Raw genomic sequence first — 26,814 nt, forward strand, 5'->3', positions numbered from 1 at the left:
GTTCGTCTCCTCTTTTTTAGTTAACTTATACGATAGTCACCACTGTTGTATGGTGTCTGCCCGCCAGTTCCATATGGCTCTCTTCCGATTGTTGCTGACTCATGACCGATAATCCTGCAGTTGCTGCCAATAAAAGAACTATCAAACTCGTTTTCATATAAATGACCCCCATTTTGAATTTTTGATATGGCTTGAATCTTCCTTTCATAAAACCGTGTCGATGCTTCATACAGTCCAAGCTCATTGTAATAATGAGCCGCATCAAGTGCCAATTCCTCAATGTCTGGGTATAAGCGCTTGTCCTCGAGCAGGTCTAACGTATCGTCTATGATCGCTATTTCTGCATCAACGTATAAGGCTTTTAAGAACTGAAATTTGCAAATGTAAATTTCATCTTCTAATTCACAGGCTTTCATAATACCTTTTTGATAGAGGGTTAATGACTCTTCTATTTGTTTTTGTTTAAACAGGATTTGGGTGAGCATAAATAGTGGGTCTAGAGAGCGATTAAGATGGGTTAAATTCTCCTTTTCAAACACTTCAAGAGAGTCTTTCAGATAACGGCTTGCTTCCGCAAGGTCGTTCATTTGGTAATAACAGTTACCTAAGTTGAAAAGGGCCGAACCTATGACTCGAGGGTTTCCAATTGAGCGTGCTCGATTTAGAGCATTTTTAAAGTAGGGCAATGCATGTTCATAGCATTTCAAATCATCATAGTTTGCACCGATGACAAATTCACAGTGGATGATTCTCAGCGTGTACGTTCTGTAGGCAGAGTACGTATCTAACGCTTGCAAGGCATAGTGCATCGAAAAGTGGGTTTGTTTCATGTGGTAGTATATTTCGGCTAATTTAAAGTAAAATTCTGCTCTTTCTATATCATCTGATATGAGATTGAGCTTTTTTTCTGCTGAACGGTAATAGGCAATGGCACTTAAATAGTTTTGCTGTTCAAACTCAAACATTCCTGTGAAAAAATGAACATAGTATTCAAGCATGTCCGTTAATTTCGTTTGCGAATGTTCGATCGTTTCTAGCAGGTTTTTAATTTCTTCATCATTTGAGGCTTTCTTTGCTGGTTCAAAATATTCAAGCATCACCTTATGGCGAAAATCCATCAGCTGGTAAAACAGCAGCAAGTTTTGATCTTGCTCCATCTCCAGAATTTCCTGCTCGATCTCGGCCTTCAGCTTCTCTGCTTTCATGACATGAAATCCGCAAATCTGCCTATACCATTCGTTTATTTTAATTCCAACCTGAGGCGATGACAGCTTGAGCTTCAATTCACTTTAGCACCTCCCTTCTCATATACGATACATGTTGTATTCTATCATATTTCCTCGAATGGAAGAAATATGAAATGTCATTTTTCGCAAAGTTTGCGGTATCCCGCAATAACCGCTTCCATTGCCTATTTTTCGGCATTTATATCAACGTTTTTTTCATTTCTATTTTTCTCATTTTGTCGATTTGGTTGTTATAAAACGGGTTATTTGCCTTGCAAAAGATCATTTTTCAAATTAGACATTCTCAGTTGCTTGATGAGATGATGAAGGCACGAAAAAAACCCTTTTGTCAAAAAGGGCTTTTATAATACATCTGTTACCTGTTCCATATTCTCTTTAATCCAATTGACAGCTAATTCGAGCGTTGGAAATTCTTCCGTTTCAAATGTGACTTCATCCTGAAGAAGCCAAACATCCTTTTTCACCGAATCCATCCCACCTATTGACCAGTGCAAAAGGGTATAGGGATGATTGTTATTTAAAAACGACACCCATGTCTTATTTTGTGCCGTGTTTTGTATCACTTTTAGCTTTTGATCCACTACATTTCCACCTTACTTTAGAAGTATACCCATTCTCGGGCTGAGTATTTGTTGAGGGCTTTTCAGCATGAGTGTGTTGGCTTTTTCATTAAAATCAATGGTCATTTCCTCGTCAAAAAAGACCTTTTGTGCTGTGTGTATATACAGTTTAAATGGCTGATTATGCTTGAGCTGTTCCCACTCACCCGTTCTTTCACCTATGAGCCAAATCATGGGGACACCGCTTACCGCACAGCCGCATCCATCTGAATCATAGCGAAGAAGCAGTTCTTTCCTTTCATGCTCTGCTTGTCGTTTTGTAAGGAACGCTGCTGCTGGTTCTGTTATATGAATATACATGCCGAACATCCTTTTTTCGTTGATTGTTCCATTGTAACATACCAACCATCAATTAAACACGTTCATCCCCTTGCCAGGCTCATTGCCAAAATACCTTGTTCTATGTAATAACCCTTTACTTGTCCCGTCCTTTGCCTTTCAACTGCTTTGACCATTTGTATGCCTCTTGTTCAATCTCTTTAATAATCGCATCTTTTCCATTGATATAATTTTCCATATCTTCCGGATGGGCTTTTGCCAATTGGCGCTTTTTATCTGCATAAGCTTCGGCACGCTCAGGTGCTGCTTTTAAATAATCACGAAACACCAAATGTCTTTTCACATCATTATGACCAGTTTCATAGGCGTGAACGTGATGTGATCGATTCAAACCGCCTTTTCTAAAAAAACGTCTTCCTTGAAGTCCATATTCTCCTAGTGGTTCATATCCAAGCTGACGAAACAGATGGTTACACTCATCTAAATCACTAATATGTTTCACTTCTAGCAGGATATCAATGATCGGCTTGGCGGCCATACCTTTGATTGACGTACTGCCAATGTGGTGACCATTTACCCAGTTACTGCCCACCACCTCTTTCAGCTTGGCAAGCTCACGGCGACATTCGTCTGGCCAGCTCGTTTGATATTCAATCACTTCTACCTTTCGAAGCATCGACCGTTCCATTTTGGTTAAGATCAGATTGTTTTCTACTTGTAAACGATCCGTCTGTTGAAACCCTAGCTTTTCATAGAGCTGAATCGCTGGGGTATTCGCTTCCGCCGTAGTGAGCTCAATTGGTAGTTGATGATTGATAATGAATTGCATCAGCTTTGTTCCGATTCCTTGATGGACATGATGAGGGTGCACAGCCAATCGGCTGAGGACAATCCGGTCCTCATGCATTTCATATGAAGCGATTCCTAACAACTGTCCTTCTGTCTCAAACCCTATGAACTTCTCATCTGTTTTCATAATGTCTTTGACCGTTTGTTTTAAGGGTGGTAAATCTTGATAGCCAATTTGTTCTGCCTCGCGCTGATATGCGGCAAGTTGGATATGTAAAATTTGTTTTGCTTGCTCTTTGTTTTGTTGATCGAGCCGAATGATCATACCTTTTCCTCCAGCTTTTTCACAAATAACACACGGTCTTCATGAATGCCGTCGTAATCTGAAAAAACTGAAATGCCGTCCACTGTTTTATCTCCCTTTTCGATTTGAAAACCGAGTTTTGTATGGTAAGCAATGGAGACTCTATTAACAGGAGCTGTGACAGCTTTAATTGTTGTTCTCCCTTCCTTTTGAGCCGCTTCATAAAACGCTTGATAGAGGATTTTGCCGATCTTTAATTTCCGGTGATCAGGATGTACCCCAACAAAGTGAATATACGCTTCATCTGAATGAGATTGCGATAAAAAACCGACTAAAAAGCCAATCAGTTCCCCTTTTTCGACGACGACAAAACTTGTTTGCTGAAAATGTTCAAAAAATAGTTTCGGCAATTTTGCGCGCAAATCCCTACCTCCCCACCAGCTTTGGATGACGGATGAGACGGCATAAAAATCTGACGGCTTCACTTGACGTATCATGATGACCTCGCCCCTTTTCATTTTGGCTTACCACTCTCTTTTTTATAAAAACCTGTTGTTTCAATAGTCTACCTGTCCGATGAATTATTTGTAAAGATTACGTGTCTATCTTTTTCCTTTCAGCTTTGTTGATTTCGTTCTTTCACCGTCATCTCCTTTTAAATCTTCACACTTATTTCAAAAAGTTCACTTTTTGTGCGAAAGTTTCATTCTTTTGGTATGTTAAGATGGTTCATATAGGAAATGTAACAAATGTTTATTGGAGATGATGATATTGGTTTGGATTGTTACTTCACTTGTTGTGTTTAGTCTTTTAAAGCTTCTTGTCACTTCGCTGCCTTCTGGTGTTGTGGAACGCCTTTTTAGTCGTTATGCAGTGCATGCAAAAGTAACAAGTGATCAAACAACGATCATGTTTGAGGATCGTCCGCTCGATGATCAACAAGCATCTGACATTATTCAACATTTTAATGATGCGATCTTTATTGAACGCTATTATATTTATCCTGGTGATGAGGAGCGTTTTCTTCATCCGCAGGAAGGGCCTGCGCCGCTTACTATGCAAACAAAGCTTGGTAAGCATGATGTGACCCTTTATCTGTATCATTACGATGACCACGTAGATGTGGTTCGGCAATTTACTCATAAGCCTAAGAAAAAACTGACGGCCTATCGTTTGCGTTCTGAGCCGCTCCAAACATCTTACAATTTAGCACATGCTTAAAATATGTTGTATCAAATGAGACGAAGTGTTTTCCACTTCGTCTTTTTTGTATGGTTTTACACTCTTTTCTTTGAATGATTTACCAGTATCAATTTCATCTCCTGACGGTTACAATAAGAACAGAACATACGTTCCAAGAGGTGAAAATAATGAATGAACGAGCCATTCTGCTTGTGGATATGCAATCGTTTTATGCGTCAGTCGAAAAAGTGGAGGCTCCCCACTTGAAGGATGTGCCGCTCATCGTCTCTGGAGATCCTGAGCGGCGGAGCGGGGTCGTACTTGCTGCCTGCCCGCTTGCTAAAAAACGGGGCGTACAAAATGCATCAAGATTATGGGAAGCACAGGAGAAATGCCCCGAAGCTGTCGTCGTACGCCCCCGGATGCAGCGTTATCTTGATATTTCTGTCATGATCACAGAACTGCTTGAACAATACACAGATCTTGTCGAACCATATTCAATTGATGAACAATTTCTCGATATTACAGGCAGTCTGACACTACTCGGTTCTCCCCGTGAGATCGCTCAAAATATACAAACTACCATTATGAACCAGACCGGTATTTACGCACGTGTTGGCATCGGTCCTAATAAAGTACTCGCCAAAATGGCTTGTGACCATTTTGCTAAAAAAAACTCATCTGGCATCTATGAACTTCGCGCAGACAGTGTTTCGGCTGATTTATGGCCGCTTCCGATTGGAAAATTATTTGGCGTTGGTAAACGAATGGAGCACCATTTAAAACGAATGGGCATTAGTACCATCGGAACGCTTGCTACTTATCCGTTAGATCGGCTTAAAAAACGCTGGGGAATCAACGGAGAAATTTTGCAGCGAACAGCATTAGGGCATGATCCCTCTCCGGTCACCGTACACACACATAATGAGCAAAAAGCGGTGGGACATCATATGACTCTCCCCCATGATTATGCGTCTTTTGAGGACATCAAAGTCGCTCTTCTTGAATTAAGCGAAGAAGTGGCAAGACGTGCACGCTTTAAGCATTATCTTGGTCAAACAGTGTCTGTTGGCGTGAGAGGCGCTGATTTTTCTCACCCGACTGGATTTCATAGACAAATCAAGCTTCATTCACCAACACAGTACGGGACAGATATTGCAGAGGCAGCTATTCAGCTATGCCAGCAGCACTGGGATGGTCAGCCCATTCGAAGTGTCGGTATTACTCTCTCACAGCTGCAGTCTGACAGCCAGTATCAGCTAAATTTATTTGATCATCATGTTCAAAAAGACAAACTCAGCAAAGTATTTGATGCGATCCACATAAAGTATGGACCTGCTGCCTTGCTGCATGCTTCGTCACTGACAAGCGCAGGGCAAGCATATCATCGCGCCGAAAAAATTGGCGGACATTACAAATAACGGAGGCGAACAGCCATGAATCCCAATAAATTAACACCTGGATACAACCTCATGTGGGAATCAAGCCGAATGATGCTTCCAGAGCACCGGGAGCAGCTGCTTGCTCAAAAACGAAAGAAAAAAGAATACACCCCTCCCCCGCTGAGCACCGATCAACTGGAGGAAATGAATTTTTTGATCACACAGTCGATTACCGAGGATCAAGCGATTTGCGTAACATATGCCGCAGCAGGTAGGAAAGAGCAGTTTTGGGGCTGGGTAAAAACCATTCATTATGAAACGCAGCGCATAAAAATCGTCAATGATGAAGATGTTCTCAACCTGTCCTTGCAGCAAATCGTCGCGATCGACCTTGATTAAATGTGGGCAAGTGACTACGCGAATTAGTGTGATAAAAGCACCGGCAGAAAAAAGCACGCGTCTTTCAAATACGAGCCAATCAAGCCTCTCTGCCATATGGCGGATGCCCTCTCCATCAAATTGTGTATTTAATTTGCACAATTTTTCATGTATGATTGGAACATCTTACAAACTCAGGGGAGAAACAGCATGAAAAATAACTTACGTACGCTACATCCGCTTAGTTGGACGATCATCATCGGCACCATATTTGGCCGAATGGCGACATCCATGAGCATTCCTTTTTTGGCCGTTTATTTAACACAAGTCAAAGGCGCCTCAGCTTCTTCTGCTGGATTAATCATTGCCGTTAGCTCTCTGATTGGGATCGTTGCAAGTTTTTACGGTGGATATATTTCTGATCGTATCGGAAGAAAAAAGGTCATGCTTCTATCAATCTTTGGCTGGACACTTGTCTTTGTTGGCTTTGCATTTGCAGATGCCATTTGGGTCTTCTTTATCATGAACGCTTTAAACGGACTGTGCCGAGCACTGTTTGAACCAACATCTAAGGCACTCTTATCTGATGTCACTCCATCAAGTATTCGGTTGTTTGTGTTTAATTTACGATATACAGCCATTAACATAGGGGTCATCTTCGGTCCTCTACTTGGCTTATATCTCGGGTCATCGAAAACAACCTTTCCATTTCTCGTCGCTGCCTTCATTTATTTGTTATACGGATTAACGCTAGCCTGGCAATTTCAGAAGCATCCAGTTGCTGCTCCAGAAAGTACGAAACAAATTGGTGTCAAAAAAGCTCTTTCCATTATCCAAAAAGATACGGTCTTTAGCATTATCCTCATCGGCGTTACCTTATGTTCGTTTGGGTATTCGCATTTGAGCTCAACACTGCCTCAATATTTATCCGCTTCGCCTATGATTGAGGATGGTCCGAAACTGTTTGGATACCTTTTATCTTTAAATGCAGTTGTTGTCATTGTTGTACAATATCCGCTCATCATGATCGCCAAGCGCTACTCCACCATTTTGTCGCTCACCACTGGAAATGTTCTTCTGGCCGGCAGTTTGTTTGCCATTGCTTTTTCACAGAGTCTCGGCATGCTTGCTTTCATCATTGTCGTGTTTACAATAGGAGAGGTTCTGCTGTTTGCGATGATGGACCTTTTTGTAGACAATGTGGCAAAGCCCGAAGTAAAGGGATCGTACTTTGGCGCGATGGGATTTTCTCAGCTCGGCAGCGTCATCGGACCATTTGTCGGCGGACTGTGCATTGACTATTTTGGCGCAGCCCATCCCTTCTCCATTTTTTCAGTCTTGTCGATCATCACGATCGCGGGTGTTCCGTTCCTACTCATTGGATACTACCGCCTGAAAAAGCGATCCGCGGCTACGGTCGCTGTGAAAGTAAGTGGAGGTCATTAAAAAAACCGCTCTCGTATGAGCGGTTTTTCTTTATACTCGGCGGATAGCAATCTCTTCCACCTTATGCCGATCACCTTTTTTCAAAATAAGATCAGCTCGATATTTTGTCGGTAAAATATTTTGATATAAATTAGGGCGATTGACCGTATTCCAAATGGTGCTTGCCATGTGATCTGCCTCTTCATCTGTCAAATCTTTGTATTGATGAAAGAAGGATTCAGGGTCTTGGAAAGCTGTTTCCCTCAGCAAACGGAACCGTTCTTTATACCATGATTGAATTTGCGTTTCAGCCGCATCTACATAAATCGAAAAATCAAAGAAATCTGATACAAACACACGCGGTTCATCCTTCAGATCATCCAGCGCTGGGGATTGCAGCACATTGATGCCTTCAATAATGACAATATCAGCATCCTCCACCGTTTCATACACCCCTTCAAGCCGGTCATAGGTCAGATGCGAATAGACCGGGGCATGTACAGTCTGTTTCCCTGATTTTAATTCGTTTAAAAAAGACAACAAGGCTTTGACATCATAGCTTTCTGGGAAGCCCTTCTTTTCCATGAGCCCTCGATCCTTTAGTTCTTTTTGAGGATACAAAAAGCCATCCGTTGTCACAAGACTCACTTTTAGCCCATCTCCAAGCCTCGATAACAGCGTTTCAATGATACGGGCCGTTGTGCTTTTCCCGACAGCCACACTTCCAGCAATCCCAATTAGAAAAGGGATTTTCGCATGATGCGGGTAGTTTAAAAAGGCATTCACATGCTGATTTTTTTGTTTTTCTGCAAAGACATGCAATGTCAGAAAACGAATAAGTGGTATGTAAATATCTTGAACTTCTTCAAGCGATAAATAGTCATTTAATCCTTGAAGTGCTCTTGCTTCCTCTTCTGAAACAGATACCGGCATATATTCTCCAAGAGCAGACCAAGCCTCTCTTGTATGACGTGTATATAAAGTATTAAAATCTAGTCGCGCATCACTCAAAGTCTTTCCCACCAATCTTCACTAAACTCATAACCAAAAAGACGATAATCCGATTGTAGCTTAAAATGAAGGCGCTGTCTTTATTTTTCCACTAAAGTTTACTTCTTTTGCGAAAAAAAGCATTAAAAAAAGGAAAATGAGGGTAAATAAGAGTATTCAGTTCGATAGATAGAAGGGAGCAACCAAATGAAATATGTGATCATTGGCGGAGATGCAGCAGGAATGAGCTGTGCGATGCAAATATATCGAGAGGACCCAGATGCACATATTGTCGCTTTTGAAAAAGGAGAGATTTTCTCATATGGACAGTGCGGCCTTCCCTACTTGATTGGCGGTCTCATTGATCATCACAGCAAGCTGATTGCACGCAGCGCTGAAACGTTTCGCGGCAAATACGGGATTGATGCTAGATACTTACATGAAGTGACCTCCATTGACCCAAAGCAAAAAACGGTGTCAGGGTCTCATACAAAAACAAAAGAACCCTTTACCGAAAGCTATGACCGCCTCTTAATTGCCACAGGGGCAAGCCCGGTCACACTGAATATAAATAATCGGCCGCTAGAAGGCGTACACGTATTAAAAACCATTCCGCATGCGCTGTCCATTTTAGACCATTTAAAACAAGATATCGCACATGTCACCATTATAGGCGGTGGATATATAGGCTTAGAGATGGCTGAAAATTTAAAAGCGCTGGGAAAAAAAGTACATATCATTCAGCGAGGTTCAACACTTGGCCCTGGCTTTGACCCCGATATGGCAAAGCATCTCAAAGAAGAGGCGGATGCCGAGGGCATTCACGTGACACTCGGGGAAACCGTGCAGACATTAGAGGGCAAGTCACATGTCACAGCTGTTCAAACAGACAAACAAACCATAAAAACTGATATGGTCATCATGGCCATCGGCGTCACTCCGCAAACATCCTTTTTAGACAAAACAGGAATCAAACGTCTTTCAAATGGCGCCATTGTTGTAAATGAATATATGCAAACCAATGTAAAAGACATCTATGCTGCCGGGGATTGCGCAGCCACTTATCACCGCATCAAACAATCACTCGATTATATTCCGCTCGGCACAACGGCGAATAAACAGGGAAGAATCGCTGGTTTTCATATGACGGGAACAAATCGGGCGTTTCAAGGGGTGACTGGAACGGCCGTCATGAAATTTATGAGCATGACAGCAGGACGAACGGGTTTATCTGAAAAGGAAGCACAAGCTGCTGATATTCCTTTTTCCACCATCACCATTGACAGTACGGATCACGCTGGATATTACCCAGATGCGCAGAAAATGAAAATCAAACTGATTTACAGAAGTGATGACTACACCTTGCTCGGTGCCCAAATCATCGGAAAAAGCGGTGTAGATAAACGGATCGATGTGATGGCAACTGCTCTTTACCAACAGCTAACCATAACAGATCTTGAAGATTTAGATATTAGCTATGCACCGCCTTTTAACAGTGTGTGGGACCCGCTTCAACAAGCAGCAAGACGGAGATGAAATAACGGTCAAAATGGCGTCTCATTTCAAAAAAAGAAACCAGTTCATAACCGGTTTCTTTTTTGTTATTTTTTCATCATCGCTTTGCGTGCTGCTTTTTCAAATAAAAATGGAAATAATTGATATAATTTACTGCCAGCATTCATCCAACCTGGCAGATTAATTTCTCTTTTTTTCGTCATCATAGCGGATACGACCTTCCCAGCCACTTTGTCCGCACTAAGCATCATGAATTCAACATTCTTCACATATTCACCGCTGCGATCGGCGATGGTAAAGAAGTCAGTGGCAATCGGGCCTGGATTCACTGTGGTGACGTGAATGCCGATGTCTGACAGCTCCATTCTGAGACTGTTTGAAAAACCAAGGACGGCATGCTTGGATGCAGAATAAATGGCTGATTTCGGGGTGGCAATCTTTCCTGCCTGGGAGGCAATATTGATAATATGTCCATGTCCTCTTTGTTTCATCTCTGGGATGACCTTTTTCGTGCAGGCGATTAAACCAAACACGTTTACTTCAAACATCGACACCATTTCCTCAATGGATGCATCTTCAACGAGGTCAAACGCACCAAAACCGGCATTGTTCACCAAAATATCAACTGCCCCCACTTCTTCATATGCGCGATCAATGCCCTCAAGATGGCTGACATCTAGCTCCACAATGTGACACATCCCGCCGGCATTCGTAATCTTTTCTTTTACATCCGTTAACTTTTCAATACGTCTTGCTGAAATAATAATCTCTGCGCCTTCTTCTGCTGCCAAGTACGCCATTTTTTCACCAATGCCACCAGATGCGCCTGTAATCCATATTCTCTTTCCTGTTAATCGTCCCATGCGTTTCACTCCTTAGTTTGCCTTGTAATAGAGAATTCCATCTTTTTGCACTTCTTCAATTTGTCCAGCTTCTAAGAGGACATCAAGCTGCCCAACTGTCTCCGACATCGTTAAAAATAAGGCCTCTTCGTAAAGCACTGGAAATAGCTTGCGGCAAAGATGAAAGGCAGTCATTTCTTTTCGTTTAAGTAGCTGATACATCGTATTTGCCCGTTTTTCTTGTTTCTTAAATCTTTCTTCGATTAATTCATGATGAGACGTGATGAGCTGCCCGTGGCCTGGATAAATCGTCTTGATTGGTAGATGTAGTAATCGATTGAGTGATGCTTTATATTGAAGCAGCGATTTTTGGCGTTCCTCCCCTTCATACGGCGCTTCCATTAAAGGGTTTGAGGAAATGGTTGTCAAAAGCAGATCTCCACCAATGAAATGGCCCGTTGTTTCATCTAGAAAGGAAAGATGAGATTGTGCATGTCCCGGTGTTTCCATCACGAAGAACTGTTCATGCCCTTTCAACCGATCGCCTTCTTTGATGACGTCATCTACATGTGCAGTACAGGAATATGTATACGATTGCTTCACGATTCTTTCACACTCATCAGGGCGAAGCGGCACACCTAACTGCTGAAAAAGGTGTTTCGTAAAAGCAATTTGGCGCTCTTTAAACAAAGGGTCTTGGCTAATATACGGCTCATTCAACTGATGTCCGATCACGCGGACATGAGGTTTCATCAGATTTAAAAGACCGACATGATCGGCATGATGATGGGTCAACACCACTTGATCAATATCGTCAATTGATAAACGATGCTCATGTAATTGCGTGACAAAGGCGTGCTCCGCCTCTTCTGTCATCGGCCCGCAGTCCACTAAGGTCACAGCTTCACCTTTTAAAATATATGCATGTACATCCCCCACAGCGAATGGTGTCGGGATGGATAATTGAATGATGTCTTCTTTCACTTTTTTATGTCATCTCCTGATTTTTGACTCATGGTTCATTGTCATTTCGTCTTCTTTATTCATTGTATCCTGCAAAGGGCAGACTGTCATGCGGTTTAGGCGGTCAATTTTTTTGTCTGTCCCTATTGACACAAACTTGTCCATCGTTGCATAATGAACAACAAATATAAGATGTGCGATGACAAGGATTAGTAAGCAAAATAATGATGCAAGAGAGTGAGGTCCACCGGCTGTAAGACCTCACCATCCTCTTTTTTGCTGAACCTACCCTTTGAGCTGTTAGGCAAACCTAAACGTTTCCCGCGTTAAGGGACTAGAGCTGAGTATGCATATTTGCATGCTAATTGAGGGTGGTACCGCGAAAAACCTTTCGTCCTTTTCAGGCGAGAGGTTTTTTTATTTTCTACAAGGAGGAGCAGCTTATGAGTAAAATTGGATTTATTGGTGCAGGCTCAATGGCAGAGTCTATGATAAAAGGTTTATTAAAAAGCGGCATCATGTCAAATGAAGATATGATTGTCACAAACAAAACAAATGAAAAACGGCTAGAAGAATTAAAGGTGCGTTATGGGGTGAAAACGGATTTCTCTCGTTCTTTTATTTATGAAGAAGCCGATATTCTCGTATTTGCTTTAAAACCGAAAGATGCGGAAAGCGGGATATCTGAAGTGCGGCCTCATTTACAAGGGCAGCTGATCATTTCGATTTTAGCGGGCATCTCCATCGAAACGATTCAACACTATGCTGGCGAGAAGACTGCAGTGGTTCGCGCGATGCCAAATACATCTGCGGCCATTCAGCAATCAGCAACAGCCATTGCCGTTAGTCAAGAAGTGACAGAGGATCAAAAGAAAAAAGCAATCGAGCTGTTTGAAACGATCGGTCATGTGACGGTATTAGATGAATCACAGCTAAATGCTGTTACGGCTATTGCAGGAAGCGGCCCAGCCTTTATTTATCATTTGATTGAAGGAATGGAGCGTGGCGCTTCGGAACTTGGGATGGACCAAGCAACAGCGAAGTTGCTCATCTGCCAAATGATTGCGGGCGCCGCAAACATGCTTCAAAGCAGCGGTAAAGAACCTGCTGAACTGCGCAAAGAAATCACAAGTGAAGGCGGAACGACAGAAGCCGGCCTGAACACACTTGCTTCCTATCAATTTGAAGAAGCCGTTGTCGATTGTGTCAAAACCGCAACAAAACGTGCAGCAGAATTAAACGAAATGTTTTCAGCAAACACGTATAAATGATAGAGAAAAGCACCTGTTTTGATGACAGGTGCTTTTTATTTTTATCTAATAAGTGATTTGTCACAAATAATTAACAAATATTAACAAGGGATATATTACCTTTTACCGAATTACTTATATGTACCATAAAAATGAGGAAGAGGAGTGTTTTAAATGAAATTAGTTAAGGTTCTTACTGGATCCGCATTGTCACTCGCTTTACTTTTTTCCGCAGCACCGGCATTTGCTACAAGTGCACATTCTAATGCAGAGGATGTCCGTGTTACAAGTGATTTTAAAGCTCAACTTTACACATGGGATATTACCAACTCTACTGGTATTTTTGCCAATTCGTTTGAACAAGATGGGATTAAGTGGTATATAAAGGGCATCACTAAAAATTCTGATGGAACTTGGACAGCTCATTATGAGGGTAGACGAGTATAATTCTAACTGGGAGCCTACGGCTCCCCTTACTATTTTAAAGTAATAAAACATTCTCCTCCCTTCTTCTTTTCTCATTAACCTTCATTTACTCTACATCTTCCACACAAAAGCACATAAGCTTCAAAGACTCTGAAACCTCGTACATAAACAAGACTTACTTTTTCTCTAACAAAGCATGAATCGCTGATTCTAGTAATTCTGGCAAAATGCCGAATGAGAACGGAATGTGCAGGCGCTCCGTCCATTTGTGCGGGTCCTTTCCTAATGGACCCACGTTGATGACTGGAACGTAAAGTGCTCCCTTTTCTCCTTCCGGTAAAGAATAGCCTTTCTGGTAAAGCGGCATATTGGTCGTATAATGCCCTACGTCCTGTTTTTCGAGATGTAAATAACTCAAATCCGACAATCCCGGAAAATATTTCACTTCTTCTATTTCAAGTCCATAACTCTTCTTTGCCTCTATTTGAATCCTCTTTAAGGTTGCTTGGATATGCGGATCTTCCGTTGAGGAAACTGCTGGATAAAATGGCGGACTATAAAATAGAACAATAAGTGGCCCTTCTTCCTTACAAAGCGTCGTTAGCTCAGAAACGATTTTGGTTGAAAAATCACGATCTCCAAGCTCACCTCGATTGGCAAACGCATAGTTCACAATGCGTTCAACCTCTTGTTTACCTGAGCGTTCAGCAGCTTTTTGATACAGCTCTTGATACGTGAGAACGGTAATCCTTGTATCAATCGGTGTAAAAGGTTTAAAGCGCTGAAATCCTGCTGTTTTTTGTTTGAGATCAGCTTCGATTTGGTCTGCTGCTTGTTTCGCTGTGTCATAAAGAAGCCCGTGCAGTTCTTCACTTGAACGATTCATCATCAGCACATTAAATAAAGAAACAGCGGTGTGAGGTGTTTGAACGGAATAGGCTTCTTTTAAATCCTTTTGCATTAAATTGGTTGGAGGTGGCGTGACTTCACCGTCTACTTCCTCACAGTAATCACTATTCAACTCTAACAGCCGATTTAATTCAGACACCATAAAATTCGCATTTAAGCCTGAGAACGGCTCTCCTACATGTGTTTCAATTCCTTTGCAGAAAAACCCGGCCAGCACCTTCCCTATACTGCCTGTATACATATAATAATGTTCATCACCAGGATATTTTTCAAACATAGGCTCACTGTTTAAGCATGCGGTATAATCAAGATTGTGCTTTTCTTTAAGCTCCTTTAGTTTTGGAACAGCTTCAAGCATCCCTTGAGAATTCACTTCTTCATCTGGGACTGTGACAAGTAGGACATTTCCATCAAATGTCTCTGCCATCGCTCTTTCCAGCATAGACAGCTGTACAGTAAGACCTGCCTTCATATCCATGGCACCTCTTCCAAACAACCAGTCACCTGAAGCTAGATCTTCCCTTGCTCTTTTTGGGAGAAGCGCACTTTTTTGAGAAAATGACGCCATTAACTCCTCTGGCTTGCATGCCATGTTTTGAAATTCACCGTAATCTTCTGTATCGACGACATCGAAATGACTAAGCAGCAAAACGGTACGAGAAAGAGAACTACGCTTTACAAGCGCCGTTAAATAATATCGGCCATCTTTCATCGGATGCAAAGCCAAATGATCAGGGTTCTGCTTGTAATAAGGCCGCTCCCTCAATAAATAATATAAATATTCAGCTAACGCCACTTCTCCAGTTGTACCCGATATGCTTTCATACTGCATAAGAGCTGTGAGCAGTTCCTTTCGTTCACTCTCTGTTTGCCATTTCATCCGTTCTCCCCCTTTGCTTTCTCTATTTTCTCCATTATACAAAAACGTGTATAAAAGCTATATTCTTTGAGCACCTTTTATGACGAAAGTTTGAATGGCTGTTATAATCGGCTATACAATTCTATGAGGAGGCGAAGGTATTTGGAAACAAAACTCTTTTCACCTTGGACATTAAAAGGTGTGACGCTGAAAAACCGCATCGTGATGTCCCCGATGTGTATGTATTCATCCTATGATCGTGATGGGAAATTACAGCCTTTCCACTTTACACATTATATTTCCCGTGCCCAAGGTCAAGCTGGGCTAATCATGGTGGAGGCAAGTGCCGTTTCACCCGAGGGAAGAATTAGTGATCAAGATCTCGGGATTTGGAGTGATGAGCACATTGAAGGCTTCGCTTCATTAAACGAACAAATCAAAGCATACGGAACCAAGACAGCCATCCAGCTGGCTCATGCAGGACGTAAAGCTGAACTAGATGGTGACATCCTGGCACCATCCAGCATTCCATTTGATGAACAGTCTAAAACCCCTGTCCAAATGTCTGTCGATCAAATCAAAGATACCGTTCAGGCGTTTCAGGATGCAGCTGTCCGGGCAAAAAAGGCCGGCTTTGACATCATTGAAATTCATGGGGCACATGGCTATTTGATTAATGAGTTTCTTTCACCGCTAGCAAATCATCGAACAGATGATTATGGCGGTTCACCAGAGAACCGTTACCGTTTCTTAAGAGAAGTTGTCAATGCAGTCAATGAAGTATGGGACGGACCATTATTTGTCCGTGTGTCGGCTTCTGACTACACGACAAAAGGACTTGACATTGCCGATTACATTGGCATTGCGACATGGCTGAAGGAACAAGGTGTCGACTTAATCGATGTCAGCTCAGGCGCTGTCGTACAGGCGAGAATCAGCACATTCCCTGGCTACCAAGTGACCTTCGCAGAAAAAATCAAAGAAGGTGCCGGTATTCAAACAGGTGCTGTCGGACTGATCACATCTGGTGTACAGGCAGAGGAGATTTTACGAAATCAGCGTGCAGACTTAATTTTTATCGGCAGAGAATTTTTACGGGATCCATACTTTCCAAAAACAGCTGCTGAAGAGCTTCGTACATCCATCGAAGGCCCGCGTCAATATGACCGCGCTTGGTAAAAATGCATAGGAAAAAGGTGTCTATTTTTTGAAATAGGCATCTTTTTTATTTTTAAGAGAAACATCTCTGCCTTGTGTGCCGTCTTTTAGCTAAAGAACCACTTTAGAGGAGATGGAATAATGAACTCGGCAATGATTGAAAGAATGTATCATATAGATGGACACCATTTTTATACAAAACATCGTCAAGGTAAAAGGCAAGCCACCATTATCTTTGAAGCAGGCTACGGCATTTCCGGTGATACGTGGTCGAATATGGCCCGTGATATTGATCCTGAGCTTGGGGTTTTCTTATATGATCGGTTAGGAAATGGAAAAAGCAGTGACAGCAGTAAAGGAAGAACATTACATGATCTAGCAGATGATTTAGATGCGCTACTAGAAGAAGCCAATATTCAGCCGCCCTTTCTCATTGTAGCTCACTCATTTGGCTCACTTGTCAGCCGGTTATGGGCAAGCCGCAGAGGAGATGACGTCATTGGCATGGTGCTGTTAGACCCAGCAAGTGAGGAGCAAGAACAGGTCATCCTCCCGCTTTTATCTAAGGAAGAACGCACCTCATACATGGCGCAATTTACAGCAGAATGTACGCATGAGGACTTTCAGCAAATGCTAAGCACAATGAAAGAGGAACAAACCCATTATGGAATGATGCCGCTCCTTGTCATTTCATCAGGTAAGAACCGGTTGTTTCATCCAGCGCACGAGGCTTGGCTCAGACTTCATAAACGGATGCTGTCTTTGTCATCCCAAAGTGGATGGATTCAAGCGCAGAACAGCTCGCACTATATTCATCATGATGAACCGCATATTGTACAGCTTGCAATCTATGATGTATGGTGCGCAGCCAAACAACCTGTTTCCTATTATCAAACAGCCAATTAAAAACAAAAACTCCTTGACTAGTGACGCGTCAAGGAGTTTTTTTCTTTATACCGTTGGAGCTGACTGGCTTTTTTTAGACAGCAGCTTTTCAATGCTGACAAGCTGAACACATAAAGTAAAGATGTCAATCGCTTGCTCTAGTTCTTCAAGTGATGGGAACGTTGGTGCAATGCGAATGTTACGATCAAGCGGGTCTTTTCCATAAGGATAAGTCGCGCCTGCACCTGTCATGGTCACACCTGCTTCTTTTGCCTTTTGCACAACAGCTTTTGCACAATGATCGAGCGTATTTAAACTAATAAAATATCCGCCATTTGGCTTGTGCCATTCTGCAATGTCTTTTCCGCCAAGTGTTTCATCAAGAATGGAAAGAACTAGGTCAAACTTTGGCTTAATGATCGCTGCATGTTTTCTCATATGTTCCTTCAAGCCTTCTGGAGTCTTAAAGAAACGAAGGTGTCTTAATTGATTGATTTTGTCTGGTCCGATCGTTTGAATTGATAATTGTTTTTGAGTGAAGCTTACATTATCCGGGCTAGATGCCATGAGTGCAATACCCGAGCCTGGGAATGTAATTTTAGAAGTAGACGCAAACATAAACACACGATGAGGGTGCCCTGCTTCCTCTACTGCTTGAAAAATATCTTTTAACGTATCAGGCGTATCAGTTAAGTGATGGACTGCGTATGCATCATCCCAAAAAATGCGGAAGTCGTCTGCTTTTGTTTTCATTGAAGCAAGGCGATCAACCACCTCATCTGAATACGTAATGCCATCTGGGTTGCTATATTTTGGTACACACCAAATACCTTTAATCGCTTCATCCTCTGCAACCAATTTTTCGACCTGATCCATATCAGGTCCATCAGCTTTCATATCTACCGTGATCATCTCTATGTTAAATAGCTCACAAATGGAAAAGTGACGGTCATATCCTGGGCTTGGTGCAAGGAATTTTACCTTTGGCAGCTTTCCCCAAGGTGTTTTGCTATCATATACGCCGTGGGTCATGGCACGGGCAATGGTATCGTGCATCATATTCAGGCTGGAATTACCGCCGATGATGATTTGTTCTGGCTTTAGATTGAGCACATCTGCAAAAAATGTCTTCGTTTCAGAAAGCCCTGTCAAACCGCCATAGTTACGCACATCTGTGCCATCTTCAGCCATCATCGCATCCTTTGATGTGACAACATCGAGCATGCCCATAGACAAATCGAGCTGTTTTGGTGAAGGTTTTCCTCTAGACATGTCTAAGTGTAAGTTTTTACTTTTATACGTTTCGTACTCTTCTTGTAGTGCTGCATATAGGTCATTTAATTCTGCTTCACTTAACGCTGTAAAACCGCTCATCTTTGATTGTGCCTCCCGTATTCTTCATAGTTTCATTCGTCATTTGTTTTTTCTTCACCATTTTACCACTACCTGAAAAAGAGAGTCATTATAAATATCAAAAAAATCGCACAACTTTTTTTGACGATTCATCCAATTTTTACAGGGTGCGGTCAATTGAAAAAGAAGAGAAATCCTGCGCAGCTTCTGTCAGCGGGAATATATCGCGGGCTTCTTTCAATAATTGGTTTAGTGCCTCTTCTCCTTGATAACGTGCACTAATATGGGTCAAAATTAATCTTTTTGCGCCTGCTTCCTGCGCTGTTTTCGCTGCTTGTTCTGTCGTGCTGTGATAATAATTGTAGGCTAGATCAGCATCTTCTTTACCGAATGTTGCTTCATGGACTAACACATCCGCATTCTTGGCAAGCCTTGTTATATTCTCGCATAAACGGGTATCTCCTGAAAATGCAACGATTCTCCCTTTTTTAGGGGGTTCCAAATAATCGGTTCCATCAATGATTCTTCCATCTTCGAGCGTCACGGTATCCCCATTTTTTAACTTCTGATACAAAGGTCCAGGTTTTACACCGATTTCTTTTAGGTCTTCGGCTTTTAATGCACCAGGTACATCTTTTTCGACTACCCGATAGCCGTAAGCTGGAATACCGTGAGATACTCGTCTTGCTTCTACTTGAAAGGTATCATCTTCAAATACGACCCCTTCATCTATCTCTATGATATGCAGCGGATATGTCAAATGCGTTTGTGTAGCTGAAAGTGTTGCGTTCACAAACGCTTTGATGCCCTTAGGTCCATAGATTGTTAGTTCATCCTCCCCGCCTTGAAAGGATCTGCTGCCAAGCAGTCCTGGGAGACCGTATACATGATCACCATGCATATGAGTGATAAAAATTTTCTCAATCTTTCTCGGTTTAATCGTTGTATGTAATATTTGATGCTGCGTCGCTTCTCCGCAATCAAAAAGCCAGACTGCTTTTCTTTCTTCTAAAAGCTTTAGCGCAGTGCAAGTGACGTTTCTAGTTTTCGCAGGAATGCCTGCACCAGTTCCTAAAAAGAGCAGTTCCATTACTTTTCCTCCTAAAGCCGGTATACAATATCTTCATTCATATAGAATACATGAAGACAGGGTAAATGTGAATTCAGCGGAATTTTTGAAAAAAGTCAAACGAGAGCAGAAAAAGTCGAATCAAATGTTTGCTTTACGAACAATGAACCTTTAAAATAAAGAAAATGTACATACATTCTCGGTTTTTACAACAATGCTACGAATAAAGTGAGGTACTTTTCGTGAATACAGAAACTAACAATCCAAAAGCAGTCATTGTCATTTTTGGCGCAACAGGAGATCTTGCCAAACGCAAGCTCTACCCTTCTATACATAGACTTTATCATAGCGGAAAACTTGGCGATCAATTCGCCGTGGTCGGTGTTGGACGCCGTCCGTGGTCTCATGAGGACCTACGAGCTGTGGTGAAAGAATCTGTTTCTTCTGATGATGCAGAAGCGAAAATAGAGGAATTCAGTTCACATTTTTATTATCACGATTTTGACGTATCTAACCCTGCTTCCTATCAATCGCTTAACACACTTCTAGCAGGCCTTGAAGATACGTACAGTATCCCAAACAACCGGATGTTCTATTTAGCGATGGCACCGGAATTCTTCGGAACGATTGCAAAGTTCCTAAAAAGTGAAGGCGTATCAAAAACAACTGGCTGGTCAAGACTTGTCATTGAAAAACCATTTGGCCATGACTTGCCAAGTGCGAAAAAGTTAAATGAAGAAATTCGGGATGCATTCTCTGAAGATCAAATTTATCGTATTGACCACTACCTTGGTAAACAAATGGTGCAAAACATTGAGGTCATCCGTTTTGCAAATGCCATCTTTGAACCACTTTGGACAAACCGATATATCTCAAACATTCAAATTACATCTAGTGAATCATTAGGGGTTGAAGACCGGGCCCGCTATTACGAAAGTTCAGGTGCACTAAGAGATATGGTTCAAAACCATATGCTTCAAATGGTTGCACTTTTAGCAATGGAGCCGCCAATTAAGCTGAATACCGAGGAAATCCGCAGTGAAAAACGGAAAGCATTACGCGCTCTTCGTCCTTTCTCAAAAGATGAGGTTGATCAATTCTTTGTCCGCGGACAGTATGATGCTGGTACGGTTGATGGCGGTATGGTTCCTTCCTATCTTGAAGAGCAAAATGTTGACCCGAACTCAAATACGGAAACATTCGTTGCCGGGAAGCTGCTCATTGATAACTTTAGATGGGCAGGCGTACCATTTTACATTCGTACTGGAAAACGTTTAGAAAAGAAATCTACTCAGATTGTTGTTCAATTTAAAGACATTCCAATGAACTTGTACTATGGGAACGGAAATTCCATGCATCCGAACTTACTCGTCATTCATATTCAGCCAGATGAAGGTATTACCCTTCACCTGAACGCGCGTAAGCTTGATGGCGGTACATTTGCAAAGCCGATTAAGCTCGACTACCAAACAAACTATAACGACATCATGAATACACCAGAAGCCTATGAAAAGCTGATTCATGACTGTTTGCTAGGCGATGCTACGAACTTTGCTCACTGGGATGAAGTGGCGCTTTCTTGGAACTTTGTAGATCCAATTTCTGAGCAATGGGCAGAAAACAAAACATTAAAACCAAATTATCCTGCTGGTTCTATGGGACCGAAAGAAGCCGATCAGCTTCTAGAAAAAGATGGGTATCATTGGTGGAATATATAAAATGATATAAAAAAGAGCAGTCTCCCTTGGGGGTTCTGCTCTTTTTTTAACGTCCTGTTTTCGTAATTTCGACCGTTGAAAAGTCGAACTTATCATAGCGATGATGGCTAAAGGAGTACTCAAACGGCCGCCCTGTGTTTAAATAAGCAACCTGCTCGACTTCTAGCACAGGGTCCGTTGGGTCACAGCCTAAATATTGCTGATCCAGCTCATCTGATTTAGCCGCTCTAATTTTTTTATGTGCTCCTGCCACTTTTAAATTCAAATCATTTGATATGTAACCATAGATTGATCCCAATAGAACCTCTTCATCTATCCCCTTAATGAGATTGACGGGCATAAACGTTTTTTCTAACACATATGGCTCCTCGTCCACAAGACGGAGACGGATGATGTCATAAATGGGTGTGGTGGGGTCTATGGATAGGTGGGCTGCCACCTCTTTGCTTGGAAAATGGACATCAAAGTGAATGATTTGAGTCGTGACGTTTTTATCCGCCATGACTTTTGTAAATCCTTTATTTTCATGTCCTGACACATTAATAGCCACTTGATTGAGCGCTGCCTTCACAATAAATGTACCGTGTCCTCTTTTTCTAAAGAGCAGACCTTCTGCTACGAGAAGATCGAGCGCACGCTTCATCGTCATTCGGCTGCATTGAAATTCAGCGGCAAGCGAGTTTTCATCTGGAATGGGTTGATCTTCTGGATAATATGCTGTTCCTATTCGTTTTCTGATTTCTTCTGAAATGAGTTCATACTTTTTCATCTCACACCACCAACTGACTTGTTTTTTCATAGCTTCCTCTCATTCTACACTAAGCCTAGTGAGCTTAAAAGGTACCAGCCACTTTTGTTTCATCCACTTACCGTCACATAAGAAAAATACTTGCCCTTTTCAAGGAAAGAGCAAGTATCTTAATTAAAAACCGTTATTTTCTGATACCGATTGAAACCAGTATCCGCTTTTCTTAATGGTACGTTTTCCGTCTTCTTGAAGGTCAACTGAGACAAATCCATAGCGATTTTTATAAGCATTCGACCATGACCAGTTATCCATAAACGTCCACAGATGATAACCTTTTACATTGCTTCCTTCTTTGATGGCTTGATGAACCCATTTAAGATGCTCAGCAATAAAATCAATGCGGTAATCGTCATGAATCATTCCTTCTTCATCCTTAAACCGCTCTTCTCCTTCGACACCCATTCCATTTTCAGAAATAAAGCATTCAATATTATCATAGTCTGTTTGGACTTTTTTCAATATATCATAAATGCCTTTTTCATAGATTTCCCAGCCGCGATACACATTCATTTTTCTTCCCGGCATGTCAAATGCATCAAAATAATGATTTGGCATAAATGGTGCATTTGGATGCGGCATATGCTCTTTCGCTTTCACTCTTCTTGGCTGATAATAGTTGATTCCAAGGAGGTCGACGGTATTCTCTTGAATGAGCTCAAGATCCCCTTCTTGCATACTTGGCATAAAGCCTTCCTTCTTTAAGACCTCTACTAGTTTTTCTGGGAAATGTCCCTTCACCGCAGGATCTAGGAAGGACCGGTTAAAGAAAGCATCCGCCATCTCAGCTGCTTCTACGTCGCGCGGATTCTGGCTCCTCGGATAAGATGGGGTAAGATTGAGGATGATGCCAATCTTACCGTCTTGCTTCAGCTTTTTATAAGCCGCTATCGCCTTCGCATTTGATAAAAGTTCATGATAACCGACCTGTACAGCCTTTTGGAAATCGACTTCGTTCGGATAATGAAAGCTATACATATATCCGCCCTCTACAGGAACGATCGGTTCATTATGAGTAAACCATTTTTTCACCCGGTCGCCAAATAATTGAAAGCACAATTCCGCATAGCTCACATAATCATCTACCACCTGTCTATTGACCCAGCCGCCTTTTTCCTGCAGCGCCATCGGCATATCGAAATGGTACAGGTTCACAAACGGTTCAATATCATGTGCAATCAGTTCATTGATCACATCATTGTAAAAAGATACTGCTTCTTCATTTACCGCACCTGTCCCTTCAGGTAAGAGACGTGACCATGAAATGGACAATCGGAATGAATTGTGCCCAATTTCTTTCATCAAACGAATATCCTCTTTATATTTTCTGTAAAATTGGGATGTCACGTTCGGTCCTACGCCATCAAAAAAACGAGTCGGCTCTTGCTCAAACCAATGATCCCAAATATTCGGCCCTTTTCCGTCACCAGGGACGCTACCTTCTGTTTGCGTAGCAGAGGCAGAAGATCCCCACCAGAAACCTTCTGGAAATGTATATGATTGTTTGTTATTTTCCATCGACATGTATTGAGTCTCCTTCACCTTTGATGTTGGTTGTCTTTGTTTTTTCCGTTGTGGTTATTTTTTCATTTTTCACATTCATACGGTCAATAAACTTCAGGAATGGGAACCAAATAACAAACACGATCATCAGGTTAAACAGCTGAAGCAGACCACCCGCTAGTGAATTGGTTGCCATTATTCCACTTATAAAGATCGGCACTGTCCAAGGAATATTTACGCCCGTCGGCGGCGGTACAATGCCTGATGCCATCGCAAAATAAGAAATACATGTAATAACCATGGGTGCCAAAATCCATGGAATGAGAATAAGCGGGTTCATGACAATCGGTAAACCGAAAATAATCGGTTCATTGACGTTAAATAATCCTGGTCCTAAGCCAAGCTTTGCTACTTGTTTTAATTGCTTACTTTTCAGGAAAATTAAAATCGTAAACACAACGGCTAGCGTCATACCGGTTCCGCCCATACCAACCGTATAAATTTCGATAAACTGCTTACTGATGATATTCGGAACCTCACCCGTTTTTGTATAGCTTTCAAGGTTTTGAATGGACAACGTATTCCAAATGGGGTCCATGACAGAGTTGATAATAATTTGTCCGTGAAGCCCAAAGAACCAAAGAATTTGTATAAAGAAAACAGCGATTAAGGTCGGAATGATACCGCTTCCAAGACCGACAAGCGGTGCCTGAATCGCATGATAAATCAGGTCATGCATATTTGTTTTGAAGCCTTGTGTAATGATGATATTGATCAGTAAAAAGGTTGTGAGTGTCAAAGTAGCCGGGATGAGTGCAGCAAAAGACTTTGAAACAGCTGGCGGAACTCCTTGCGGCATATTGATGACAAATTTCTTTTGGACAAAATAACGATAAATTTCAGCAGACAAAAAGCCTGTGATCATTCCAAGGAACATCCCCTTTGCTCCTAAACGATCGACTGGAATTACGCCTGCAATAGATGCACCACCTTCTTGTTCTAGCAAAAATGGTGTCAGAAGTAGGAAAGAGGCTAATGCAATCACGCCGCCAAATACAGCTTCCACATCATAGCTTTTCGATAAATAGTAGCCAATCCCAAATACAACAAACACACTCATAATGCTGATGGTCGCACTTGGCGCGATATTCAGTGCAGACTGGACGCCTTCCAGTGCGGTTTGACTCATGATTTTATCTAAAAATGGCAAATTCATTAGCACAACCATAATGGAACCAAAAATAGTAAGCGGGAATGCAAGCATAAAGGCATCCCGTAATACACCTAAATAGCGGTTGTTGTTCAGTCTTCCAGCAATCGGAACCAAAATAGCACTTATTTTATCAAACATTGGTTTCCCCCCTTGTTTACACCCTTTATTGTTTAAGCGATTGGAAAATCGGTAGAAGCTCTCCCACAAGCTCCTTGATCGTCATAGTCGACATTAAGTGGTCTTCTGCGTGCATGAGCAATAAGGAGAAAGGTGTTTTCTCCCCGCCTGCCTCTTGCTGTACGAGTTGAAAATGGATGCCATGTGCATGACGTAAATCTTCTTCTGCTTCTTTCATTAGACCAAATGCCTCATCTTCTTGACCTTCTCGAAATTGTTTAAGAGATTGAAGCAATTTGCTGCGGGCATTTCCGCTGTGTAAAATCAATTGAAAACTGACTTGTTCCTCCGTGAGTCCTTCGAGTGTTTTCTTTTCCATTCTTTACGATTCCTCCATCAATGAAACAGCTTGTTCATACGCTTTTTGTCCATCGGCAAGCCCGTACGCCTGCATATCGATGACCTCCACTGCAATCCCGTATTTTGTTGCTTCTTTTTGAAGATCCCCTTTTAAAAAGCTCATTTGCGGTCCAATTAACACAACATCCGCATTCGCCATTTCTTTTCTCGCTTGATCTTGCCCAACTGCCCAAATGTCTGCCTCGTCCCCTATAGAGTCGGCATGAGCCTTCATCTTTGTAACTAGTAAACTTGTAGACATTCCTGAACTGCATGCTAATAAAATACGTTTCATTTCTCTCACCCCATTGTTGTAATAAAAGCGCTTCCAGTTAATATTATATATTTTTATTTCTAAATGTCTAGACATTTAGAATCATTTGTCTGTATTTTATATAAAAAAAGAGCGTATGTGTGTACGCTCTTTTTGTTTCTTCTTATCCTTTTCCTGCTTGGAAGCCAGGATACTTAGTCATGCCTCCATCCACATAGAGCGTCAAGCCTGTCACGTAGCTTGCCTCTTTTGATGCCAGCCACACAGCACACGCTGCCACCTCTTCAGGTTTTCCAATATAACCAATGGGGATCAGCTCAATCACGCCTTTTTTCAATGCGGGATCATCGAATTTTTCCGCATTGATCGGGGTATCGATGGCGCCCGGTGCAATACTGTTTACACGGATTTTTTTAGGGGCATATTCTAGTGCCAGCGTTTCTGTCAGCAGCTTGGCGCCCCCTTTACTTGCTGCATAATGCACGAAATGTGGCCAAGGGATTTGCTGGTGAACCGACGACATATTGATGATCGATCCTTCTATTCCATGATCTGTCATATACTTCAGTGCATCACGGCAGCCGAGAAACATACCTGTTAAATTGGTCGACATGACTTTGTTCCAATTATCCAGCGTCATTTCAGTAGAAGGCACTTCATTTTCAATACCTGCGTTATTGATCATGACATCAAGGCTGCCAAATGTATCAACGGCTTTGTCAATCATCGCCTGCACATCTTCTTCCTTCGAGACATCTCCCTTGATTTTCACAGCCTGTCCGCCATTTTTTTGAATATCCACAATGGTGTCATCTGGATTTTCTTGATCTGAGAAATAATTGATCACCACATTGGCTTTTTCTTGTCCAAACCGGCGCGCCATCGCTTGACCTATTCCTGTACCAGCTCCTGTGATCAGGACTGTTTTTCCTTCTAAATCTGGATACATTCGTTTAACCT

Annotated in this window: 27 protein-coding genes and 1 other annotated feature; of the genes, 10 read left to right on the plus strand and 17 right to left on the minus strand. The window is 42.0% G+C overall.

Features of this window, described 5'->3' with window-relative positions:
• Positions 1 to 20: 20 nt before the first annotated feature.
• From GPS65_RS14905 to GPS65_RS14925, 5 genes are all read right to left on the minus strand, one after another.
• Entirely contained in the window at positions 21 to 1,283 is a 1,263-nt protein-coding gene (locus GPS65_RS14905) for a response regulator aspartate phosphatase (RefSeq protein WP_012010464.1), read from the minus strand.
• A gap of 305 nt (positions 1,284 to 1,588) precedes the next feature.
• Positions 1,589 to 1,828 (minus strand): YqkC family protein, encoded by a 240-nt coding sequence (locus tag GPS65_RS14910; protein WP_012010465.1) that lies wholly within the window; start codon positions 1,826 to 1,828, stop codon positions 1,589 to 1,591.
• Positions 1,829 to 1,840: 12 nt separating this feature from the next.
• Positions 1,841 to 2,167 carry an iron-sulfur cluster biosynthesis family protein gene (locus GPS65_RS14915; RefSeq protein ID WP_144473679.1) on the minus strand — a complete coding sequence of 109 codons (327 nt, stop codon included), beginning with the start codon at positions 2,165 to 2,167 and terminating at the stop codon, positions 1,841 to 1,843.
• 115 nt (positions 2,168 to 2,282) lie between these two features.
• Positions 2,283 to 3,260, minus strand: coding sequence for a GNAT family N-acetyltransferase (locus tag GPS65_RS14920; protein WP_012010467.1), 978 nt, complete (start codon positions 3,258 to 3,260; stop codon positions 2,283 to 2,285).
• Positions 3,257 to 3,736: a GNAT family N-acetyltransferase gene (locus tag GPS65_RS14925; protein ID WP_041816275.1), complete on the minus strand. Its 480-nt coding sequence runs from the start codon at positions 3,734 to 3,736 to the stop codon at positions 3,257 to 3,259. The genes GPS65_RS14920 and GPS65_RS14925 overlap by 4 nt, the downstream gene beginning before the upstream one ends.
• Positions 3,737 to 4,010: 274 nt before the next feature.
• Between GPS65_RS14925 and GPS65_RS14930 the strand changes: the two genes are divergently transcribed.
• The 4 genes from GPS65_RS14930 (at position 4,011) to GPS65_RS14945 (ending at position 7,627) form a co-directional block, all read left to right on the plus strand.
• Positions 4,011 to 4,460, plus strand: a complete 450-nt coding sequence (locus GPS65_RS14930) for a YfmQ family protein (protein ID WP_012010469.1) — start codon at positions 4,011 to 4,013, stop codon at positions 4,458 to 4,460.
• 149 nt (positions 4,461 to 4,609) lie between these two features.
• A complete protein-coding gene (locus GPS65_RS14935) occupies positions 4,610 to 5,842 on the plus strand; it encodes a DNA polymerase IV (RefSeq protein ID WP_012010470.1) in 1,233 nt (410 codons plus the stop codon).
• 15 nt (positions 5,843 to 5,857) lie between these two features.
• On the plus strand, positions 5,858 to 6,202 hold the full coding sequence (locus GPS65_RS14940; RefSeq protein WP_012010471.1) for a YolD-like family protein: 345 nt from the start codon (positions 5,858 to 5,860) through the stop codon (positions 6,200 to 6,202).
• A 189-nt stretch (positions 6,203 to 6,391) separates the two neighbouring features.
• Entirely contained in the window at positions 6,392 to 7,627 is a 1,236-nt protein-coding gene (locus tag GPS65_RS14945) for an MDR family MFS transporter (RefSeq protein ID WP_012010472.1), read from the plus strand.
• A 30-nt stretch (positions 7,628 to 7,657) separates the two neighbouring features.
• Here the strand turns inward: GPS65_RS14945 and coaA are convergent, their stop codons facing one another.
• On the minus strand, positions 7,658 to 8,617 hold the full coding sequence (coaA, locus tag GPS65_RS14950; RefSeq protein ID WP_041815698.1) for a type I pantothenate kinase: 960 nt from the start codon (positions 8,615 to 8,617) through the stop codon (positions 7,658 to 7,660).
• 186 nt (positions 8,618 to 8,803) lie between these two features.
• Here coaA and GPS65_RS14955 point away from each other — a divergent pair, with 186 nt between their 5' ends.
• Positions 8,804 to 10,132 (plus strand): CoA-disulfide reductase, encoded by a 1,329-nt coding sequence (locus tag GPS65_RS14955; RefSeq protein WP_012010474.1) that lies wholly within the window; start codon positions 8,804 to 8,806, stop codon positions 10,130 to 10,132.
• Between the two features lie 65 nt (positions 10,133 to 10,197).
• On the opposite strand, the gene GPS65_RS14960 is transcribed toward GPS65_RS14955, so the two are convergent.
• On the minus strand, positions 10,198 to 10,974 hold the full coding sequence (locus GPS65_RS14960) for an SDR family NAD(P)-dependent oxidoreductase (protein WP_144473681.1): 777 nt from the start codon (positions 10,972 to 10,974) through the stop codon (positions 10,198 to 10,200).
• A 12-nt stretch (positions 10,975 to 10,986) separates the two neighbouring features.
• Positions 10,987 to 11,937 carry an MBL fold metallo-hydrolase gene (locus GPS65_RS14965; RefSeq protein WP_144473683.1) on the minus strand — a complete coding sequence of 317 codons (951 nt, stop codon included), beginning with the start codon at positions 11,935 to 11,937 and terminating at the stop codon, positions 10,987 to 10,989.
• Positions 11,938 to 12,106: 169 nt separating this feature from the next.
• Positions 12,107 to 12,318, plus strand: a binding site (T-box leader).
• Between the two features lie 41 nt (positions 12,319 to 12,359).
• On the opposite strand from GPS65_RS14965, the gene proC reads away from it, so the two are divergent.
• Complete coding sequence (proC, locus tag GPS65_RS14970; RefSeq protein WP_012010477.1) at positions 12,360 to 13,187, plus strand: pyrroline-5-carboxylate reductase; 828 nt, start codon at positions 12,360 to 12,362, stop codon at positions 13,185 to 13,187.
• A gap of 153 nt (positions 13,188 to 13,340) precedes the next feature.
• Positions 13,341 to 13,613 carry an antimicrobial peptide LCI gene (locus GPS65_RS14975; RefSeq protein WP_012010478.1) on the plus strand — a complete coding sequence of 91 codons (273 nt, stop codon included), beginning with the start codon at positions 13,341 to 13,343 and terminating at the stop codon, positions 13,611 to 13,613.
• Between the two features lie 154 nt (positions 13,614 to 13,767).
• On the opposite strand, the gene GPS65_RS14980 is transcribed toward GPS65_RS14975, so the two are convergent.
• On the minus strand, positions 13,768 to 15,381 hold the full coding sequence (locus GPS65_RS14980) for a M20/M25/M40 family metallo-hydrolase (protein WP_144473685.1): 1,614 nt from the start codon (positions 15,379 to 15,381) through the stop codon (positions 13,768 to 13,770).
• 141 nt (positions 15,382 to 15,522) lie between these two features.
• Here GPS65_RS14980 and namA point away from each other — a divergent pair, with 141 nt between their 5' ends.
• Together namA and GPS65_RS14990 are read left to right on the plus strand one after the other, a co-directional pair.
• Positions 15,523 to 16,539: an NADPH dehydrogenase NamA gene (gene namA, locus GPS65_RS14985; RefSeq protein ID WP_012010480.1), complete on the plus strand. Its 1,017-nt coding sequence runs from the start codon at positions 15,523 to 15,525 to the stop codon at positions 16,537 to 16,539.
• Positions 16,540 to 16,659: 120 nt separating this feature from the next.
• On the plus strand, positions 16,660 to 17,424 hold the full coding sequence (locus tag GPS65_RS14990) for an alpha/beta fold hydrolase (protein ID WP_144473688.1): 765 nt from the start codon (positions 16,660 to 16,662) through the stop codon (positions 17,422 to 17,424).
• 45 nt (positions 17,425 to 17,469) lie between these two features.
• Here GPS65_RS14990 and GPS65_RS14995 read toward each other — a convergent pair whose 3' ends face one another.
• Together GPS65_RS14995 and rnz are read right to left on the minus strand one after the other, a co-directional pair.
• The gene (locus GPS65_RS14995; protein ID WP_144458697.1) at positions 17,470 to 18,777 is read right to left on the minus strand and encodes an aspartate aminotransferase type Ic; all 1,308 of its coding nucleotides are present in this window, start codon (positions 18,775 to 18,777) and stop codon (positions 17,470 to 17,472) included.
• Between the two features lie 139 nt (positions 18,778 to 18,916).
• Complete coding sequence (gene rnz, locus GPS65_RS15000; RefSeq protein ID WP_088000273.1) at positions 18,917 to 19,846, minus strand: ribonuclease Z; 930 nt, start codon at positions 19,844 to 19,846, stop codon at positions 18,917 to 18,919.
• A gap of 221 nt (positions 19,847 to 20,067) precedes the next feature.
• On the opposite strand from rnz, the gene zwf reads away from it, so the two are divergent.
• Positions 20,068 to 21,543 (plus strand): glucose-6-phosphate dehydrogenase, encoded by a 1,476-nt coding sequence (zwf, locus tag GPS65_RS15005; protein WP_144458696.1) that lies wholly within the window; start codon positions 20,068 to 20,070, stop codon positions 21,541 to 21,543.
• A gap of 46 nt (positions 21,544 to 21,589) precedes the next feature.
• Here zwf and GPS65_RS15010 read toward each other — a convergent pair whose 3' ends face one another.
• From GPS65_RS15010 to GPS65_RS15035, 6 genes are all read right to left on the minus strand, one after another.
• Positions 21,590 to 22,312, minus strand: a complete 723-nt coding sequence (locus tag GPS65_RS15010; protein ID WP_161985452.1) for a GntR family transcriptional regulator — start codon at positions 22,310 to 22,312, stop codon at positions 21,590 to 21,592.
• A 153-nt stretch (positions 22,313 to 22,465) separates the two neighbouring features.
• Positions 22,466 to 23,872 (minus strand): glycoside hydrolase family 1 protein, encoded by a 1,407-nt coding sequence (locus tag GPS65_RS15015; protein ID WP_012010486.1) that lies wholly within the window; start codon positions 23,870 to 23,872, stop codon positions 22,466 to 22,468.
• Positions 23,856 to 25,202 carry a PTS cellobiose transporter subunit IIC gene (celB, locus tag GPS65_RS15020; RefSeq protein ID WP_012010487.1) on the minus strand — a complete coding sequence of 449 codons (1,347 nt, stop codon included), beginning with the start codon at positions 25,200 to 25,202 and terminating at the stop codon, positions 23,856 to 23,858. Before celB ends, GPS65_RS15015 begins: the two co-directional genes overlap by 17 nt.
• Positions 25,203 to 25,227: 25 nt before the next feature.
• Positions 25,228 to 25,560 carry a PTS sugar transporter subunit IIA gene (locus GPS65_RS15025; RefSeq protein ID WP_012010488.1) on the minus strand — a complete coding sequence of 111 codons (333 nt, stop codon included), beginning with the start codon at positions 25,558 to 25,560 and terminating at the stop codon, positions 25,228 to 25,230.
• Positions 25,561 to 25,563: 3 nt separating this feature from the next.
• Positions 25,564 to 25,875: a PTS sugar transporter subunit IIB gene (locus tag GPS65_RS15030; RefSeq protein ID WP_012010489.1), complete on the minus strand. Its 312-nt coding sequence runs from the start codon at positions 25,873 to 25,875 to the stop codon at positions 25,564 to 25,566.
• A gap of 142 nt (positions 25,876 to 26,017) precedes the next feature.
• Positions 26,018 to 26,803 (minus strand): glucose 1-dehydrogenase, encoded by a 786-nt coding sequence (locus tag GPS65_RS15035; RefSeq protein WP_012010490.1) that lies wholly within the window; start codon positions 26,801 to 26,803, stop codon positions 26,018 to 26,020.
• Positions 26,804 to 26,814 lie beyond the last annotated feature (11 nt).

The organism is Bacillus pumilus (genome assembly GCF_009937765.1).
In the GTDB taxonomy this organism is placed as follows: Bacteria; Bacillota; Bacilli; order Bacillales; family Bacillaceae; genus Bacillus; species Bacillus pumilus_O.